At 71.8% G+C, this 16,219-nt stretch carries 14 protein-coding genes, 1 tRNA gene and 1 pseudogene; 13 read left to right on the plus strand and 3 right to left on the minus strand.

Translation table 11 applies throughout. The features are described from left to right. Positions 1–43 precede the first annotated feature (43 nt). The 3 genes from ACH4T9_RS01580 (at position 44) to ACH4T9_RS01590 (ending at position 3,007) form a co-directional block, all read left to right on the plus strand. Positions 44–1,849, plus strand: coding sequence for an ABC-F family ATP-binding cassette domain-containing protein (locus tag ACH4T9_RS01580; RefSeq protein ID WP_396669268.1), 1,806 nt, complete (start codon positions 44–46; stop codon positions 1,847–1,849). Between the two features lie 114 nt (positions 1,850–1,963). Beyond that, positions 1,964–2,419: a DUF4383 domain-containing protein gene (locus ACH4T9_RS01585; RefSeq protein WP_396669269.1), complete on the plus strand. Its 456-nt coding sequence runs from the start codon at positions 1,964–1,966 to the stop codon at positions 2,417–2,419. A 117-nt stretch (positions 2,420–2,536) separates the two neighbouring features. After that, entirely contained in the window at positions 2,537–3,007 is a 471-nt protein-coding gene (locus ACH4T9_RS01590) for a DUF4383 domain-containing protein (protein ID WP_396669270.1), read from the plus strand. A gap of 22 nt (positions 3,008–3,029) precedes the next feature. On the opposite strand, the gene ACH4T9_RS01595 is transcribed toward ACH4T9_RS01590, so the two are convergent. Then, a complete protein-coding gene (locus ACH4T9_RS01595; protein ID WP_396669271.1) occupies positions 3,030–3,719 on the minus strand; it encodes a TetR family transcriptional regulator in 690 nt (229 codons plus the stop codon). Positions 3,720–4,209: 490 nt separating this feature from the next. Between ACH4T9_RS01595 and ACH4T9_RS01600 the strand changes: the two genes are divergently transcribed. From ACH4T9_RS01600 to cysN, 9 genes and pseudogenes are all read left to right on the plus strand, one after another. Beyond that, the gene (locus ACH4T9_RS01600) at positions 4,210–4,977 is read left to right on the plus strand and encodes a helix-turn-helix domain-containing protein (protein ID WP_396669272.1); all 768 of its coding nucleotides are present in this window, start codon (positions 4,210–4,212) and stop codon (positions 4,975–4,977) included. Positions 4,978–4,989: 12 nt separating this feature from the next. After that, positions 4,990–5,061, plus strand: a tRNA-Gln gene (locus tag ACH4T9_RS01605). A 110-nt stretch (positions 5,062–5,171) separates the two neighbouring features. Then, a pseudogene (gene glmU / locus ACH4T9_RS01610) lies at positions 5,172–6,721 on the plus strand (bifunctional UDP-N-acetylglucosamine diphosphorylase/glucosamine-1-phosphate N-acetyltransferase GlmU). Positions 6,722–6,772: 51 nt separating this feature from the next. Next, entirely contained in the window at positions 6,773–7,753 is a 981-nt protein-coding gene (locus ACH4T9_RS01615; protein ID WP_396669273.1) for a ribose-phosphate diphosphokinase, read from the plus strand. Positions 7,754–8,121: 368 nt separating this feature from the next. Continuing rightward, positions 8,122–8,814, plus strand: coding sequence for a 50S ribosomal protein L25/general stress protein Ctc (locus tag ACH4T9_RS01620; RefSeq protein WP_396669274.1), 693 nt, complete (start codon positions 8,122–8,124; stop codon positions 8,812–8,814). 119 nt (positions 8,815–8,933) lie between these two features. Next, complete coding sequence (gene pth / locus ACH4T9_RS01625) at positions 8,934–9,524, plus strand: aminoacyl-tRNA hydrolase (protein WP_396669275.1); 591 nt, start codon at positions 8,934–8,936, stop codon at positions 9,522–9,524. Positions 9,525–9,646: 122 nt separating this feature from the next. Further along, a complete protein-coding gene (locus ACH4T9_RS01630) occupies positions 9,647–10,465 on the plus strand; it encodes an inositol monophosphatase family protein (RefSeq protein WP_396669872.1) in 819 nt (272 codons plus the stop codon). 79 nt (positions 10,466–10,544) lie between these two features. Further along, positions 10,545–11,456, plus strand: a complete 912-nt coding sequence (gene cysD, locus ACH4T9_RS01635) for a sulfate adenylyltransferase subunit CysD (RefSeq protein ID WP_387019566.1) — start codon at positions 10,545–10,547, stop codon at positions 11,454–11,456. Further along, positions 11,456–12,757 (plus strand): sulfate adenylyltransferase subunit CysN, encoded by a 1,302-nt coding sequence (cysN, locus tag ACH4T9_RS01640; protein WP_396669276.1) that lies wholly within the window; start codon positions 11,456–11,458, stop codon positions 12,755–12,757. The genes cysD and cysN overlap by 1 nt, the downstream gene beginning before the upstream one ends. A 141-nt stretch (positions 12,758–12,898) precedes the next feature. Here cysN and galK read toward each other — a convergent pair whose 3' ends face one another. Together galK and galE are read right to left on the minus strand one after the other, a co-directional pair. Then, positions 12,899–14,068 carry a galactokinase gene (gene galK / locus ACH4T9_RS01645; RefSeq protein ID WP_396669277.1) on the minus strand — a complete coding sequence of 390 codons (1,170 nt, stop codon included), beginning with the start codon at positions 14,066–14,068 and terminating at the stop codon, positions 12,899–12,901. Continuing rightward, complete coding sequence (gene galE, locus ACH4T9_RS01650; RefSeq protein ID WP_396669278.1) at positions 14,065–15,048, minus strand: UDP-glucose 4-epimerase GalE; 984 nt, start codon at positions 15,046–15,048, stop codon at positions 14,065–14,067. The genes galK and galE overlap by 4 nt, the downstream gene beginning before the upstream one ends. A gap of 113 nt (positions 15,049–15,161) precedes the next feature. Here galE and ACH4T9_RS01655 point away from each other — a divergent pair, with 113 nt between their 5' ends. After that, positions 15,162–16,181, plus strand: coding sequence for a hemolysin family protein (locus tag ACH4T9_RS01655; RefSeq protein WP_396669279.1), 1,020 nt, complete (start codon positions 15,162–15,164; stop codon positions 16,179–16,181). Positions 16,182–16,219 lie beyond the last annotated feature (38 nt).

A 16,219-nucleotide genomic window follows, 5' to 3' on the forward strand; every position in this document is an offset into this window, starting at 1 on the left:
TGCCCGCCGGCACCGGGACGCCTTCATCATGAAAGGTGGGTTCGTGGCCAACATCGTCAACCTGGACCGGGTGTCCAAGGGGTACGGCGCCGCCGGGCCGCTGCTCACCGACGTCTCGCTCGGCCTCGACGACGCCGACCGGATCGGCGTGGTCGGCCTCAACGGCGCCGGCAAGTCCACCCTGCTGCGGCTGCTCACCAAGCAGGAGGAACCGGACGACGGCCGGGTGACCCACCGTCGCGACCTGCGCGTCCTCTGGCTTCCGCAGGCCCTGACGCTCGCCCCCGAGGCCACCGTCCGGGACGTGGTGCTCGGCACCGCCTGGCTCGGCGAGAGCATGGGCGCAGAGCACGAGTGGGCCGGCGACGCCGGGGTCCGCGGCATCCTCGACGGCCTCGGCATGCCCCACCTCGGCCTCGACCAGCCCGTCGGCCCGATGTCCGGCGGCGAGCGCCGCCGGGTCGCCCTCGCCGCCCTGCTGGTCCGCGACTCCGACCTGCTCATCCTCGACGAGCCCACCAACCACCTCGACGTCGGCGGCGTCGACTGGCTGGCGAAGCACCTGGTCGGCCGCAAGGGCGCCCTCGTCGTGGTCACCCACGACCGGTGGTTCCTCGACGCGGTCTGCACCGACACCTGGGAGGTCGCCGACCAGACCGTCCGGGCGTATGAGGGAGGCTTCGCCGCCTGGACCCTGGCCCGCGTCGAGCGGGACCGGGTCGCCGCCGCCACCGAGGCCCGCCGGCAGAACCTGCTCCGCAAGGAGATCGCCTGGCTGCGTCGCGGCCCGCCCGCCCGGACCAGCAAGCCGCAGTTCCGGATCGACGCCGCCAACGCGCTGATCGCCGACGTGCCGCCGGCGCGCGACACCATGTCGCTGCAACGGATGGCCACCGCCCGGCTCGGCAAGCAGGTGTACGACCTGGAGGGCGTCCGGCTGTACGCCGGCCCGAAGGAGATCCTGCACGACGCCACCTGGCACGTCGGCCCCGGTGACCGGATCGCCATCCTCGGCCGCAACGGCGCCGGCAAGACCACCCTGCTGCGGATGCTGGCCGGCATCACCCGCCCCGACGGCGGACGGTTCGCCACCGGCTCCACCGTCCGGCCCGCGTTCCTCTCCCAGGAGCTGGCCGAGCTGCCCGGCCACCTGCGCGTCCTCGAAGCCGTCGAGGAGGTCGCCCGCCGGGTGCAGCTCGGCGACCGGGAGGTCTCCGCCGCCCAGCTCGCCGAGGTCTTCGGCTTCGACGACCGCCGGCTCTGGACACCGGTCAGCGACCTCTCCGGCGGGGAGCGCCGCCGGCTCCAGATGCTCCGGCTGCTCGCCGGCGAGCCCAACGTGCTGCTCTTCGACGAGCCCACCAACGACCTGGACACCGACACCCTCGCCGCGCTGGAGGACCTGCTCGACTCCTGGCCCGGCACCGTCATCGTGGCCAGCCACGACCGGTACCTCATCGAGCGGGTCACCGAATCGGCGTACGGGATGTTCGGCGACGGCCGGCTGGTGCATCTGCCCGGCGGCGTCGACGAGTACCTGGCCCGGGCCGCGAACCAGCCGCTGGCCGCGGTCGCCGGCGCATCCACCGCCACGGTGGGCGCCACCCCGGCGGCCGGTGGGATGTCCGCCGCCGAGGCCCGGCAGGCGAAGAAGGACCTCACCCGCCTGGAACGCCAGATCGGCAAGCTGGACCAGAGGGAGGCGGTGCTGCTCGACCAGCTCGCCGCGAACGCCACCGACTACGCCAAGGTCGCCGAGCTGGACGCCCAACTCAAGGACATGCGGGCCGAACGGGAGCAGGTCGAGGAGACCTGGCTGGCCCTCGCCGAGCAGGTCCCCGGGAACTGAGCCGGCCGGCTGCCGGAAGGCGAGCCGGCCTCGGGTGGGGGGTGTGCGGCGTCACAGCCCGCCGTGCGGGACAATCAGGTGACCCCTCACCCGCACGGTCTTGGAGATTCAGACATGGCCCACACCCCCGTCAACCACCCCGCGCGGCCGATCTACCGGGCGATCGGCGGGCTCGTTGGTCTGTACTTCGTGGTCTTCGGAGTGCTCGGCATCATCGCCAGCGCCGGCAACGACTTCCTCGCCCAGGATGACACGAAGGTGCTCGGCCAGGGGACCAATCTCGGATTCTCGCTGATCAGCGTCCTGCTCGGCGTCGCGATCCTGGCCGGCACCGCGATCGGCCGCAACCTCGACGTCGCGATCAACCAGTGGCTGGCGTACGTGCTCATGGTTCTCGGCCTGGCCGCGCTGGCCTTCCTGCAGACCGACGCCAACATTCTCAACTTCACCATCTTCACCGACATCGTGGTGCTGACCCTCTCGCTGGTGCTGCTGATGGTCGGCATGTATGGCAAGGTCGGCACCGAGGAGGAGAGCGAGGCCTGGCAGAAGGCCCGGCTCGTCCTCTGACCAGGGGCGCCGCTGCGGGGATCGGCTGGTTCCGGTCCCGCTGCGGCGGTTCGGCCCGCATCCGGCACCCGCGCGGGCGACAATCCTTCCGAACGGACACATCCGGACGGAGGGGTTATGGCGCACTTTCCGGTCAATCACCCGGCGCGGGCGCTCTACCGCGTCCTCGCCGGGGCCATCGGGCTCTACATCCTGGTCTTCGGTGTCTGGGGAGTGGCCGCGACCTGGGGCGAAGGGCTGTTCGACCGGGGCAGCACCTGGGCCCTCGGCCTCCGCACCAATCTCGCGTTCTCGCTGGTTTCGGTGATCTTCGGGGCCGTGCTGATGGTCGGGGCGTCCCGGCGGAGCAACCTCGGCCACTACATGAACCTGACCGCCGGGGTGGTCTTCCTGGTCACCGGCGTGCTGATGATGTCCGTCCTGCAGACCTCGGCGAACTTCCTCAACTTCTCGATGTCCACCGTCATCGTGTCGCTGCTGTTCGGGCTGGTGCTCCTCGCCACCGGCCTCTACGACAAGGTCGGCCCGCCCGAGCGCGCCGAGGCCGAACGCCGGCACCGCCGCGCCGCCGTCCCCGGCGGTCGCTGAACCCGGCCGTTCCGGACCCCGGTCACCGGCCCTTCGCCGTGATCAGGGTCGGCTTCGCGTCCAGGTGCGACAAACCGTTCCAGGCCAGGTTGACCAGGTGCGCGGCCACTGTCTCCTTACGCGGCTTGCGTACCTCCAGCCACCAGCGCCCCGTCAATGCCACCATCCCGACGAGGGCCTGCGAGTAGAGCTCGGCCAGCTTCGGGTCGTACCCCCGGGCCTTGAACTCGGCGCCGAGGATGTGCTCGACCTGGTGCGCGACGTCGTTCATCACGCTGCTGAAGTTGCCCGTCGCGGACATCACCGGCGACTCCCGGACCAGCACCCGGAACCCGCTGGTCTCCTCCTCGATGTACCCGAGCAGGGCCATCGCCGCCTGCTCCAGCAACTCCCGCGGATGACCGGCGGTCAGGGCCGTGGTGATCCGGTCCAGCAGGGCCCGGACCTCCCGGTCCACCACCACCGCGTAGAGCCCTTCCTTGCCGCCGAAGTGCTCGTAGATCACCGGCTTGGAGACCTTCGCCCGGGCCGCCACCTCCTCGATCGAGGTCGCGTCGAAGCCGCGCTCGGCGAACAGTTGCCGGCCGATCGAGATCAACTGCTCACGCCGCTGGGCCGCCGACATCCGCACCCGCGAGGGCGGCTTGCCCGCCGCCGCAACCGCGCGCCGCCGACCACCTGTGCCACCCTCGCCGACCGGACCGTCCGCCATGTCGTCACCTCGCCGGCGCTCGGGGACGCCTGTCGTGGGGAGCCGCTGCCTCCGCTGTTCGCGCCGTCGACCCCGTCCGAATCGGGACGGTGCCGCCGCGTCGTCCGACCGTACCCGTGCCGGTCGACCCGGCGTCGGCCGGCACGGCGGGCCCCGTTCGGGCCTGACCAACTTGGCCGCGATCCGCTCCGGCTTCGGCCAGCGCACCGCCCAGGCCGCCCCCGCCTTCTCGAAGACCCAGATGAGGGGCTTCGGGCCGAAGGGTGGGGCTCACGTAGGGCGGCGGACATTGCACCTCGCAGCGGGTTACCCCTACGTCACCGTAACTTAAGGCCCAGTGCGCCATTCCGTACGTGGATACGTCGATGTCGTACGGGTGTTCTAGCGTGCTCGTGGACGACCCCATGGCGGCCGAGGTCCGCCGACTGCGTGTCGACGAGCGGCTCAGCGTCCGGAAATCCGGGCTCGGACGGGCCTCGGTCGCAATCGGGTGTACGAATTACTGCGCGGGGTGCCCCCGCCGGAGTGGACGCGACGACCTAACGCGAAGGACGAGCTCCGCGCCAAGGCTGTGGAGCTGCGCGCCGCAGGGCGGTCCGTCAACGATATCGGCCGGTGTCTCGGCGTGGCCAAGTCGACCGCCTACCAGTGGGTGAAGCATCTGCCCCTCGATCCAGACGACGCGTCAGCGCAGCAACGCCGAGCCCACTCGCGGCTCATGACGGAGGTCCGATGGGCGGAGCACCGGCAGACGCGTGACGCCGCTCGTGCGGCCGAGCAGGCCAGTGCCGCAGGGGTGGTTGGTTCGCTCGACCGGCGGGACGTGCTGGTCCTCGGGGCGGCGATCTACTGGTGCGAGGGTGCCAAATCGAAGCCGTGGCGCCCGCAGGACCGCCTGCAGTTCATCAACAGCGACCCAGGGCTGCTGGCGCTGTTCCTCCGGTTCCTCGACGAATGCGGGGTGGACCGGAGCATGCCTGGTTACCGGGTCAGCATCCACGAGTCGGCCGACGCGGACGCGGCAGCGCGGTGGTGGGCGGAGCGGCTGGGGCTGCCGATGGGTAGGTTTGGGCGCCCGGTGCTGAAACGGCACAACCCTGCCACGGTCCGGCGGAACACGGGCGACGACTACCGGGGCTGTCTAACGATCACCGTCCCGCGCAGCCGCGAGCTCTACTGGCGGATCGAAGGTATGATCGCCGAGCTGTTCCGAACGATAGGTGGTGTGGCGGGTCAGATCGACATGCCGCTACGCTGAGCCGGCGGGCGATGGGGTGTGGGGTAACGGCAACCCACAGGCCTTTGGAGCCTTGAGCTCCTGGTTCGAATCCAGGCACCCCAGCTCGCGTTCACCTGCCGGCCGTATTCCGGCTTTTGTCTGTGCGGATGCGGAATACCGCCATTGCGTGGTTAGCATGGCCGCGAGACTGTCGCCGTCCCGACGGGAGCTACATCGTGTCCCAGCTCCACCTCCGAACCGTCGTCGTGCTCGCCGCCGGGGAGGGCAAGCGGATGAAGTCGGCGCTGCCCAAGGTGTTGCATCCCCTGCTCGGCCGGACCCTGCTCGGCCACGTGCTGACCGCCGCCGCGCCGCTTGCGGCCGACCGGACCGTCGTGGTGGTCGGGCACGGCGCGGACCAGGTTCGGGTGCACCTGGCCGAGGTCGCCCCGGCGGCCACCCCGGTGCTCCAGGCCGAGCAGCTCGGCACCGGCCACGCGGTCCGGATCGGGCTGGACGCGGCGCCGGACGCCGCCGGGACCGTGGTGGTGATCAACGGCGACGTGCCACTGCTCCGCCCCGAGACAGTTGCCGCGCTGGTCGACGCGCACGAGGGCGCGGGGGCCGCGGCTACGGTGCTGGCCGCCGAGGTGCCCGACCCGACCGGGCTGGGGCGCATCGTCCGGGACGCGGCGGGTCGGCTGGAGCAGATCGTCGAGGAGCGCGACGCCACCCCGGCCCAGCGCGCGCTGCGCGAGATCAACGCCGGCATCTACGCGTTCGACGCGGTGCGGCTGCGCGCCGCGTTGGGCAAGCTCTCCGCCGACAACGACCAGGGCGAGGAGTACCTCACCGACGTCTTCGGCCTGCTCGTCTCCGCCGGCGAGCCGGTGGCGGTGCACGTGGCCGCCGACCACGTCGAGACGCTGGGCTGCAACGACCGGGTCGAGCTGGCGGCGCTGCGCCGGCTGCTGCGCGACCGGGTGAACGAGGGGTGGATGCGTACCGGGGTCAGCATCCTGGACCCGGCGACGACCTGGATCGACGTGACCGTCGCGGTGGACCGGGACGCGGTGATCGACCAGAACACCCAGCTGCGCGGCGGGACCGTGGTCGGCGCGGAGGCCGTGGTCGGCCCGGACGTGACGTTGATCGACACGGTGATCGGCCCGGGGGCGACCGTGCTGCGCAGCCACGCCGTCGAGGCCGAGGTCGGCCCGGGGGCCAGCGTCGGGCCGTACGCGTACCTGCGACCGGCGGCGAAGCTGGCCGAGCGGGCCAAGGTCGGCACCTTCGTCGAGGTGAAGAACTCCGAGGTCGGCGCGGGCGCGAAGGTGCCACACCTGTCGTACGTGGGTGACGCGACGATCGGGGCGAAGGCCAACATCGGCGCGGCGACGATCTTCGTGAACTACGACGGGGTCAACAAGCACCGCACCACGGTCGGCGAGGCGGCGTTCATCGGCTGCGACACCAGCCTGATCGCCCCGGTTGAGGTGGGCCCGGGCGCGTACGTCGCGGCGGGCAGCGCGGTCAGCCAGGACGTGCCGCCGGGCGCGCTCGGGGTTACCCGGGCGCCGCAGCGCAACATCGAGGGCTGGGTGGCCCGCAGGCGGCCCGGCACCGCCTCGGCCGAGGCCGCCGAGCGGGCCCGCCAAGCTGTGGCGGAAGCGGCGGAGGATGCGCCGGAGGCATGAGGGCCGCAAGGGAAGGTGAGGCAATCCACGGGGGCGCCGAGGCGGTTCGACGGCCGTCAGGCGGGGGAGATACTGCAACCGCATAGTCCCGGCCAGACCGCAGCCGGGACCACCGACCAACGGGAGCAGACGAGCCCATGGGCAGCATCGTCGCCGAAAACCGCAAGAGCCTGATGCTCTTCTCCGGACGTGGCTTTCCGGAGCTGGCCGAGGAGATCGGCGAGGTGCTAGGCGTCGCGCCGACGCCCGCCGACGCGTACGAGTTCGCGAACGGGGAGATCTTCGTACGGTTCAAGGACTCGGTGCGCGGTTCGGACGCCTTCGTGGTGCAGTCCGTGACGCACGGGGTCAACACCTGGGTCATGGAGACCCTGATCATGATCGACGCGCTGAAGCGCGGTTCGGCCAAGCGGATCACCGTTGTCCTGCCGTTCTACCCGTACTCGCGGCAGGACAAGAAGCACCGGGGCCGGGAGCCGATCTCGGCGCGGCTGGTGGCGGACCTGCTGAAGACCGCGGGCGCGAACCGGATCCTCACGGTGGACCTGCACACCGCGCAGATCCAGGGCTTCTTCGACGGCCCGGTGGACCACCTGTTCGCGATGGACATCCTGGCCGAGTACGTGGAGCGCAAGTTCGCCGGTCGGCCGATGACGGTGGTGGCGCCGGACTCGGGTCGGGTTCGGGTGGCGGAGCGGTGGACGGACCGGCTGGGCGGCTGCCCGCTGGCGTTCATCCACAAGACCCGGGATCCGCTCAAGCCGAACCAGGTGGTGGCGAACCGGGTGGTCGGCGACGTGGAGGGGCGGGTCTGCCTGATCGTCGACGACATGATCGACACCGGCGGCACGATCACCAAGGCCGCCGAGATCCTCCGGACGGCCGGTGCGGCGGAGATCGTCGTGGCGTCCACCCACGCGCTGCTGTCCGACCCGGCGACCGAGCGGCTGAAGAACAGCCCGATCACCGAGGTCGTGGTGACCAACACGCTGCCCCTGCCGTCCGAGAAGCAGCTCGACAAGATCACCGTGCTGTCGATCGCGCCGCTGCTGGCCCGGGCGATCCGGGAGGTCTTCGACGACGGGTCGGTGACCACCCTGTTCGGCGGCCTGAGCTGACGGCCGCCCGCGCGCCGGCCGTCGTCCCGAGGCCGGCGCGCGGGTTCCGGACCGGCGTCCGGACCGGCTCCGACGCGGCGTCCGGGGCGATGTCCGACCGGCGTCCGGGGACGGTGTCTGCTGGGTGTTTTTGCTCCTGCGGATGGCGGAGGCGGGGACTGCCGTCGGGGGCGTAATCAACTCGGGTAGACTACTGCGGTTGCCACGGCGAGGGTGCCCGGCGGGCCGCTGAAAAGCGCCGCACGGATGCACCGTCATCGACGCGGTGCTCCGGGCAGTCGTTCATGACGCATGAGCCCCAGCGAGCCCCTCGCCCCAGCACCGCCAGTCGACAAGCCCGCCGCAGCGAAAGCATCAGGAGTTTCCCCGTGTCCGAGGTAAAGATCAGCGCCGAGCCCCGTACCGAGTTCGGCAAGGGTGGTGCCCGCCGTACCCGCCGGGCCGGCTTGGTGCCCGCCGTGCTTTACGGCCACGGCGAGAAGCCCAAGCACATCGCGCTGCCCGTGCGTGAGTTCGCCGCCGCGATCCGCAAGGGCGGCGCCAACCAGCTCTTCGCGATCGAGGTCAGCGACGGCACCCAGGTGCTGGCGCTGCCGAAGGCGATCCAGCGGGACCCGATCCGGGACAGCTACGAGCACGTCGACCTGCTGCTGGTCCGCCGCGGCGAGAAGGTCACCGTCGAGGTCCCGGTCCAGCTGACCGGCGAGGCCGCCAAGGACACGCTGATCGTGCACGACCACGACACCCTCTCGGTGACCGCCGACGCCACGAAGGTGCCGGACCACCTGGAGGCGTCGATCGAGGGTCTGGAGGCCGGCACCCAGGTCACCGCCGCCGACGTGGAGCTGCCGGCCGGCGTCGAACTGGTCGCCGACCCGGAGGCCACGGTCGCCTCGGTGACCGCCGCGCCGACCGCCGAGCAGCTCGAGGCCACCCTCCCCGAGGTCGAGGTCGCCACCGCCGAGGCCGAGGCCGAGGTCGGCGAGGAGACCGCCGAGGGTGCCGAGACCCCGGCCGCCGAGGGCGAGCAGGCCCAGGCCGAGGCGAAGACCGAGGCCTGATCGGTCCCCGTTCCGTGCGACAGGCGCTCCCGTGATCGGGGGCGCCTGTCGGCATATCGGGGGTGGTCGTCGGGTCGCACGGCCGTGGTGGGCGGCGCTGAGAGCGGGAGGGGCGTGGCGTGACGGACGAGGCGGGGCCGTGGCTGGTGGTCGGCCTGGGCAACCCCGGTCGGGAGTACGCGGGCAACCGGCACAATGTCGGCTTCATGGTGGCCGACCTGCTGGCCGCCCGCGTGGGTGGCAAGTTCGGCCGGCACAAGCGGACGGTGGCTGAGGTCACCGAGGGGCGGCTCGGGTTCGGCGGCCCGAAGCTGGTGCTGGCGAAGCCGCTGACGTACATGAACCTCTCCGGCGGGCCGGTGGCCGGGCTGGCGCAGTTCCACAAGGTGCCGCCGGGCCGGGTGATCGCGATCCACGACGAGCTGGACATCGACTACGGGCAGGTGCGGGTGAAGTGCGGCGGCGGCGAGGGCGGGCACAACGGCCTGCGCTCGATGTCGAAGTCGCTGGGCACGAAGGACTACGTCCGGGTGCGGTTCGGCGTCGGCCGGCCGCCGGGTCGGCAGGACCCGGCGGACTACGTGCTGTCGGACTTCTCCGCCGCCGAGCGCAAGGAGCTCGAGTTCCTGGTCGACCGGGCGGCGGACGTGGTCGAGTCGGTGGTCATCCGGGGCGTGGAGCCGACCCAGAACCAGTATCACGGGGCGTGACCTGGGCGGGGCGTACGCGGGTGACCGGGGCCCGGCCGGTATTCTGCGCCTTTCGGGCGAACCGCAGCCGGCGGCCCGGGTCGCCGGCGAGGCGACGGGAGCGAGTTGTGGGCAGTCCTCCGATGATCGACGGCGCGTTCGCCCGGTGGTTGGCGGCCCAGGCGGGGCAGGCGCTGCTGGGCCTGCGTACGGAGATGGGCTTCGCCGACCCGGGGGCGTTGAAGTCGGCCGGGGACAAGGTCTCGCACGACCTGATCCGGACGGAGCTGGCGAAGTGGCGCCCGGGGGACGCGGTCCTCTCCGAGGAGGACGAGGGCTCGCGGCTGGCCTGGGCGGCGGAGGTGAACGCCGGGGCGGTGCCCCGGCTGACCGCCGACCGGGTGTGGATCGTCGACCCGCTGGACGGGACGCGGGAGTACGCCGAGGAGGGGCGCTCGGACTGGGCGGTGCACGTGGCGCTCTGGGCGCGTAACGCCGCCACCCCGCACGGCCTGGTGGCCGGCGCGGTCGGGCTGCCGGCGCAACACCGGGTGCTGGGCACGGACCAACCGCCGGCGTACCCACCGATGGCGCTGGAGGCGGCGACCGCGGGCGGGGGGCAGGTCATCCGGTTGGCGGCCAGTCGTAGTCGTCCGCCGGTTTTTCTGACCGATCTGGCGGAGGATGTCGGCGCTCATCTCGTTCCGATGGGCTCGGCGGGGGCGAAGATCGCCGCAGTGGTGACCGGCGAGGTCGACGCGTACATCCACGCCGGCGGCCAGTACGAGTGGGACTCGGCCGCCCCGGTAGCTGTGGCGACGGCCACCGGACTGCATGCTTCCCGGATCGACGGTTCTGCGCTGAGATACAACGAGGCTGATCCGCGCCTGCCCGACCTGTTGGTCTGCCGCAAGGATCTCGCCAGCCGGTTGCTTGCAGCGTTGCAGAGGCAGTCCGGGTAGCCTGAGCGTTCTTCTTTACGTGTCCGACCGGAAAGGTCTGGAATCCCATGAGCGGATCCGAGCGAATCGAGGCCGTGTCATGACCACCCCCGCCGCGTACCAGGTCTCGCACCTCGACGCGTTGGAGGCGGAGAGCGTCTTCGTGATGCGCGAGGTGGTCGCGGAGATGGAGCGGCCGGTGCTGCTGTTCTCCGGTGGCAAGGACTCGATCGTGATGTTGCGGTTGGCGCAGAAGGCGTTCGCTCCGGCGAACATCCCGTTCCCGGTGATGCACGTCGACACGGGGCACAACTTCCCGGAGGTCCTGGAGTACCGGGATCGTCGGGTGGCGGAGCTGGGCCTGCAGCTGATCGTGGCGAGTGTGCCGGAGGCGTTGGCGCGGGGGTTCGTGCGGGAGGCGGCGGACGGGACGCGGAACCGGATCCAGACGCCGGTGTTGTTGGACGCGGTGGAGAAGCACCGGTTCGACGCGTTGTTCGGTGGGGCGCGGCGGGATGAGGAGAAGGCGCGGGCGAAGGAACGGGTGTTCTCGTTCCGGGACGAGTTCGGGCAGTGGGATCCGAAGAACCAGCGTCCGGAGTTGTGGTCGTTGTACAACGGTCGGCATCACCCGGGGGAGTCCATCCGGGTGTTCCCGTTGTCGAACTGGACCGAGTTGGATGTGTGGCACTACATCGCGCGGGAGCGGATCCCGTTGCCCTCGATCTACTACGCGCACGAGCGCGAGGTGGTGGAGCGGGACGGGATGCTCTACGCGGTGAACGAGTTCTTCCACCCCCGGGCGGGTGAGGAGCGGTTCAAGGCCCAGGTGCGCTACCGGACGGTGGGCGATGCCTCCTGCACCGCTGCCGTGCGTTCGGACGCGGACTCGGTGGAGCTGGTGATCGAGGAGGTGGCCGCGACGCGGATCACCGAGCGGGGCGCGACCCGGGGTGACGATCGGGTCAGTGAGGCCGCGATGGAGGACCGTAAGCGGGAGGGCTACTTCTGATGAGTACCGACACTGTGGCCGCCGAGGTCGATCTCGGGGCGCGGCCGATGGACCTGCTGCGGTTCGCGACGGCGGGGAGCGTCGACGACGGTAAGTCGACGTTGATCGGCCGGCTGTTGTACGACACGAAGTCGTTGTTCACCGACCAGCTCGCCGCCGTCGAAGCCGTCAGCGCGGCGCGGGGGGACGAGTACACCAACCTCGCGCTGCTCACCGACGGCCTGCGGGCGGAGCGGGAACAGGGCATCACGATCGATGTGGCGTACCGGTACTTCGCCACGCCGCGGCGGAAGTTCATCATCGCCGACACCCCGGGGCACATCCAGTACACCCGCAACATGGTCACCGGGGCGTCCACCGCCGATCTGGCGCTGATCCTGGTGGACGCGCGCAAGGGCCTCGTCGAGCAGTCGCGGCGACACGCGTTCCTGTGCTCGTTGTTGCGGGTGCCGCACCTGGTGTTGTGCGTGAACAAGATGGACCTGGTCGATTTCTCGCAGGAGGTGTTCGAGCGGATCGCGGACGAGTTCACGGCGTTCGCGGCGAAGCTGGACGTGCCCGACCTGACGGTGGTGCCGGTGTCGGCCCTGCGGGGGGACAACATCGTGTCCCGGTCGGAGAACATGCCGTGGTACGACGGCCCATCGTTGCTGCACCATCTGGAGCGGGTGCACATCGCCTCGGACCGGAACCTGCAGGACGTGCGGTTCCCGGTGCAGTATGTGATCCGGCCGCAGTCCACGACGGTGACGGACTACCGGGGGTACGCCGGCCAGGTGGCCTCGGGGGTGTTGAAGCCGGGGGACGAGGTGATGGTGCTGCCGTCCGGGTTCACCAGCCGCATCGCGGCGGTGGAGACCGCCGACGGGCCGGTGGAGGAGGCGTTCCCGCCGATGTCGGTCACGGTCCGCCTCGAAGACGAGATCGACATCTCCCGGGGTGACATGATCTGCCGGCCGAACAACGCCCCGGCGGTGGCGCAGGACATCGAGGCGATGGTCTGCTGGATGGACGAGACCCGCCCGTTGCAGGTCGGCGGCAAGTACGCGATCAAGCACACCACCCGCTCGGCGCGGGCGATCGTGCGGGGCCTGCACTATCGCCTCGACATCAACTCCCTGCACCGGGACGAGACCGCCGCCGAGCTGAGGCTCAACGAGATCGGCCGGGTCCGGCTGCGGACGACGGTGCCGCTTCTGGCCGACGAGTACCGCCGCAACCGCACCACCGGTGGTTTCGTCATCATCGACGAGGCCACCAACCGCACCGTAGGCGCCGGCATGATCGTCGAGACCGTCTGACGCCGCCCGCCCCCACCCCTCGAACGCCCCGCTATTTCACGGAAAGAGTGGCCATCCGGGCTTGGATGGCCACTCTTTCCGTGAAATAGCGCGTGGGGTGGGGTGGGGTGTGTGGGTGGGCGGGGTGGAGGTGGCGGGGTGTTAGGGGCGGGGGTGGGTGTCGGGGGTGGACAGGTGGAAGTTGGGGGCGGGGAAGTTGCGGGCGGCGTAGGCGGTGGTGACGGCGGCGGACGCCGCGTCGGCGCGGTCGGCGTCGACCAGGGCGAGGACGCAGCCGCCGAAGCCGCCACCGGTCATCCGTGCGCCGTACGCCCCGGCCGCGAGGGCCGCCTCGACCGCCGTGTCGATCTCCGGCACGGTGATCTCGAAGTCGTCCCGCATCGAGGCGTGTGAGGCGGTCAGCAGCGGGCCGACGTCGCGGACCCGGCCGGCGCGCAGTAGTTCGACGGTGTCGAGCACCCGCTGGTTCTCGGTCACCACGTGCCGGACCCGGCGGCGGGTCTCGTCGTCGTCGAGCAGGGCGAGGGCCTCGTCCAGCCCGGCGGCGGGGACGTCGCGCAGCGCGGCCACCCCGAGCAGCTTCGCCGCCTGGTCGCAGGAGGCGCGGCGGGAGGCGTACTCGCCGCCGGCGTGCCGGTGCGGGGCCCGGCTGTCGATCACCAGCACGACCAGGCCGGTGGCGGCCAGGTCGAACGGGATGTGTTCGACGGACTCGGTACGGCAGTCGAGGAACAGCGCGTGGCCGGGGCGGCAGCGGATCACCGCAGACTGGTCCATGATCCCGGTGGGGACGCCGACGTAGGCGTTCTCGGCCCGCTGGGCGAGCCGGGGCCGCCGTTCGGCCGGCAGGTCCACCCCGCCGAGGTCGACCAGGGCGGCCAGCACGGCGGCCTCCAGCGCCGCCGAGGAGGACAGCCCGGAGCCGACCGGCACGTCCGAGGCGATGGCGAGCCGCGCGCCGGGCACGTCGTGGCCGGCGTCGCGCAGCGCCCAGACCACCCCGGCCACGTACGCGCCCCAGCCGGCGACCCGGCCGGGCGCGGCGACCTCGTCGGCGCCGAACTCGACCGGGGATTCGGACAGCTCCGACCAGACCGTCCACCGCCCGCCGTCCTGCGGCGCGGCGGCGACGACGGTACGCAGCGGCAGCGTGAACGGCAGCACGAAGCCGTCGTTGTAGTCGGTGTGCTCGCCGATCAGGTTGGCCCGCCCGGGAGCCGCCCAGCGGCCCGCGGGTGGCTTGCCGTACCGGTGCAGGAAGCCGGCGCCGGCGCGGTCGGCGACGTCGCCGGGACGCGCGGGATCGGTCACGGACGCTCCAGGACGTGCGTGCGGTAGAAGGCCCAGGCGTCGCCGACCATGTCGTGCAGGGTGGGCTTCTCGGGCACCCAGCCCAACTCCTCGCGGGCCAGCGCGGAGGAGGCGACCAGCTCGGCCGGGTCGCCCTCGCGGCGCGGCGCCACCTCGATCGGCAGCGGCCGGCCGGTGACCTCGCGGACCACGTCGACGACCTGCCGGTTGGTGAACCCGGCGCCGTTGCCCAGGTTGTAGATGCGGTGCCGGCCGGGAACGGCGGCGGTGAGCGCCAGCAGGTGGGCGCGGGCCAGGTCCTCGACGTGGATGTAGTCGCGCACGCAGGTGCCGTCGACCGTGGGGTAGTCGTCGCCGAAGAGCTGGAGCTTCTCCCGCCGCCCGGCGGCCACGTCCAGCGCGATCGGGATGAGGTGGCTCTCGGGGTCGTGCCGCTCTCCGATGGCGAGGTCGCCGCGCAGGTACGCCCCGGCGACGTTGAAGTAGCGCAGCGACACGGCGGCCAGGTCGTGCCCGATCGCCTCGGAGGTGAGCGCCATGTCGACGGCGAGCTTGGTGGCGCCGTACGTGTTGGTGGGGGCCTTGACGGCGGTCTCCGGGATGGGCAGCTCGACGGGGTTGCCGTAGACGGCGGCGGTGGAGGAGAAGACCATCCTCGGCACGCCGGCGGCCCGGACCGCGTCGATCAGGGCGAGCGAGCCGACGGTGTTGGTGTCCCAGTACAGCTCCGGCCTGACCATCGATTCGCCGGCGGCGATCAGGGCGGCGAAGTGCAGCACCCCGTCGAAGCCCGCCCCCGGGGTGAGCACCCGGGCCGCGTCGTGGATCGACGCGTCGACCCAGGTGGCTTCCGGGGCGAGCGCCTCCCGGTGCCCGGTGCGCAGGTCGTCGAGGACGACCACCTCGTGGCCGGCGTCGAGCAGCAGCCGGGTCACCACACTGCCGATGTAGCCGGCACCGCCGGTGACGAGCAGTTTCACGTCGAGCCTCCTGCCTGGCCGCGCCTCGCGTGGCCGTTCGTGATCACCTTACGACGGCTCGCTGTGGCCGCATGGGCCGTCGCCGGGCCATCGGGGCTCTACCATCTACAGACATGCGGGAAGCGGGCGGTCCCGGGCTCCGGCGACGATCGCCGAGGCGGGCTCGACGCGTTCCGGGGCCGCTGGCCCGGGCGGTCGCCCGGCTCGTGGTCCGGGCCGCCGACGGCGCCACCCGGCTGGTCACCGACCTGCTCGGGGCCAGCCCCGCGGCCGGCCGGGAACGGATCAGCGAGGCGGAGCTGCGTGACCTGGTCGCCGCCAACACCGTTCTCGACCCGGACGAGCGGCGGATCATCGACGAGGTGCTGGTGGCCGGAGCGAGCCTGGTCCGTGAGGTGATGATGCCCCGAACCGAGGTGGTCTTCCTCTCCGCCGGGCTGAGCCTGGCCGAGGCGGAGCGGCTGGTCCGGGCCGAGACGCACACCCGCTACCCGGTGGTCGACGGCACCCACGACGACGTGGTCGGCTTTGTCCACCTGCGCGACGTGCTGCTGCGTCCCGACCTCGATCCGGACGCCACCGTCGGCGAGCTGACCCGGGAGGTCAAGCAGTTGCCCGGCAGCAAGCGGGTGCTGGCCGCGCTGACCGAGATGCGCCGCGAGGGTCACCACCTGGCGGTGGTGGTCGACGAGTACGGCGGTACCGCCGGCATCGTCACCTGCGAGGACCTGATCGAGGAGCTGGTCGGGGAGATCCACGACGAGCACGACGACGCCCCCGAGCCGGCGCTGGCCGGGCTGCCCGCCGTGGTGGACGGCCGGCTCAACCTCGCCCACTTCGCCGAGCGCACCGGGGTGCGGCTGCCAGCCGGCCCGTACGAGACGGTCGGCGGGTACGTGATGGCGGCGCTCGGCCGGCTGCCGATCGACGGCGACGAGGTGCCGGTGCCCCCGGCCCCGGGCGACGGCGGCGCCCTCGACGTCCCGCCCGGGGGGTGGCTGCTGCGGGTGCTCACGCTGGAGGGGCGCCGGGTGGCCCGGCTCGCGGTCTCCGCGGCGCGCCTGCCCGAGCCGCGGCGCGAGGTCGCCGCCCCGGTGCCGGCGGCCGAGAGCCGACCCGCCGGCCCGTCATGACGTACGCCGGGGGGTGCTGACAGAATTGCCGGCATGTT

The organism is Micromonospora sp. NPDC020750 (assembly GCF_044334565.1).
Lineage (GTDB): Bacteria > Actinomycetota > Actinomycetes > Mycobacteriales > Micromonosporaceae > Micromonospora.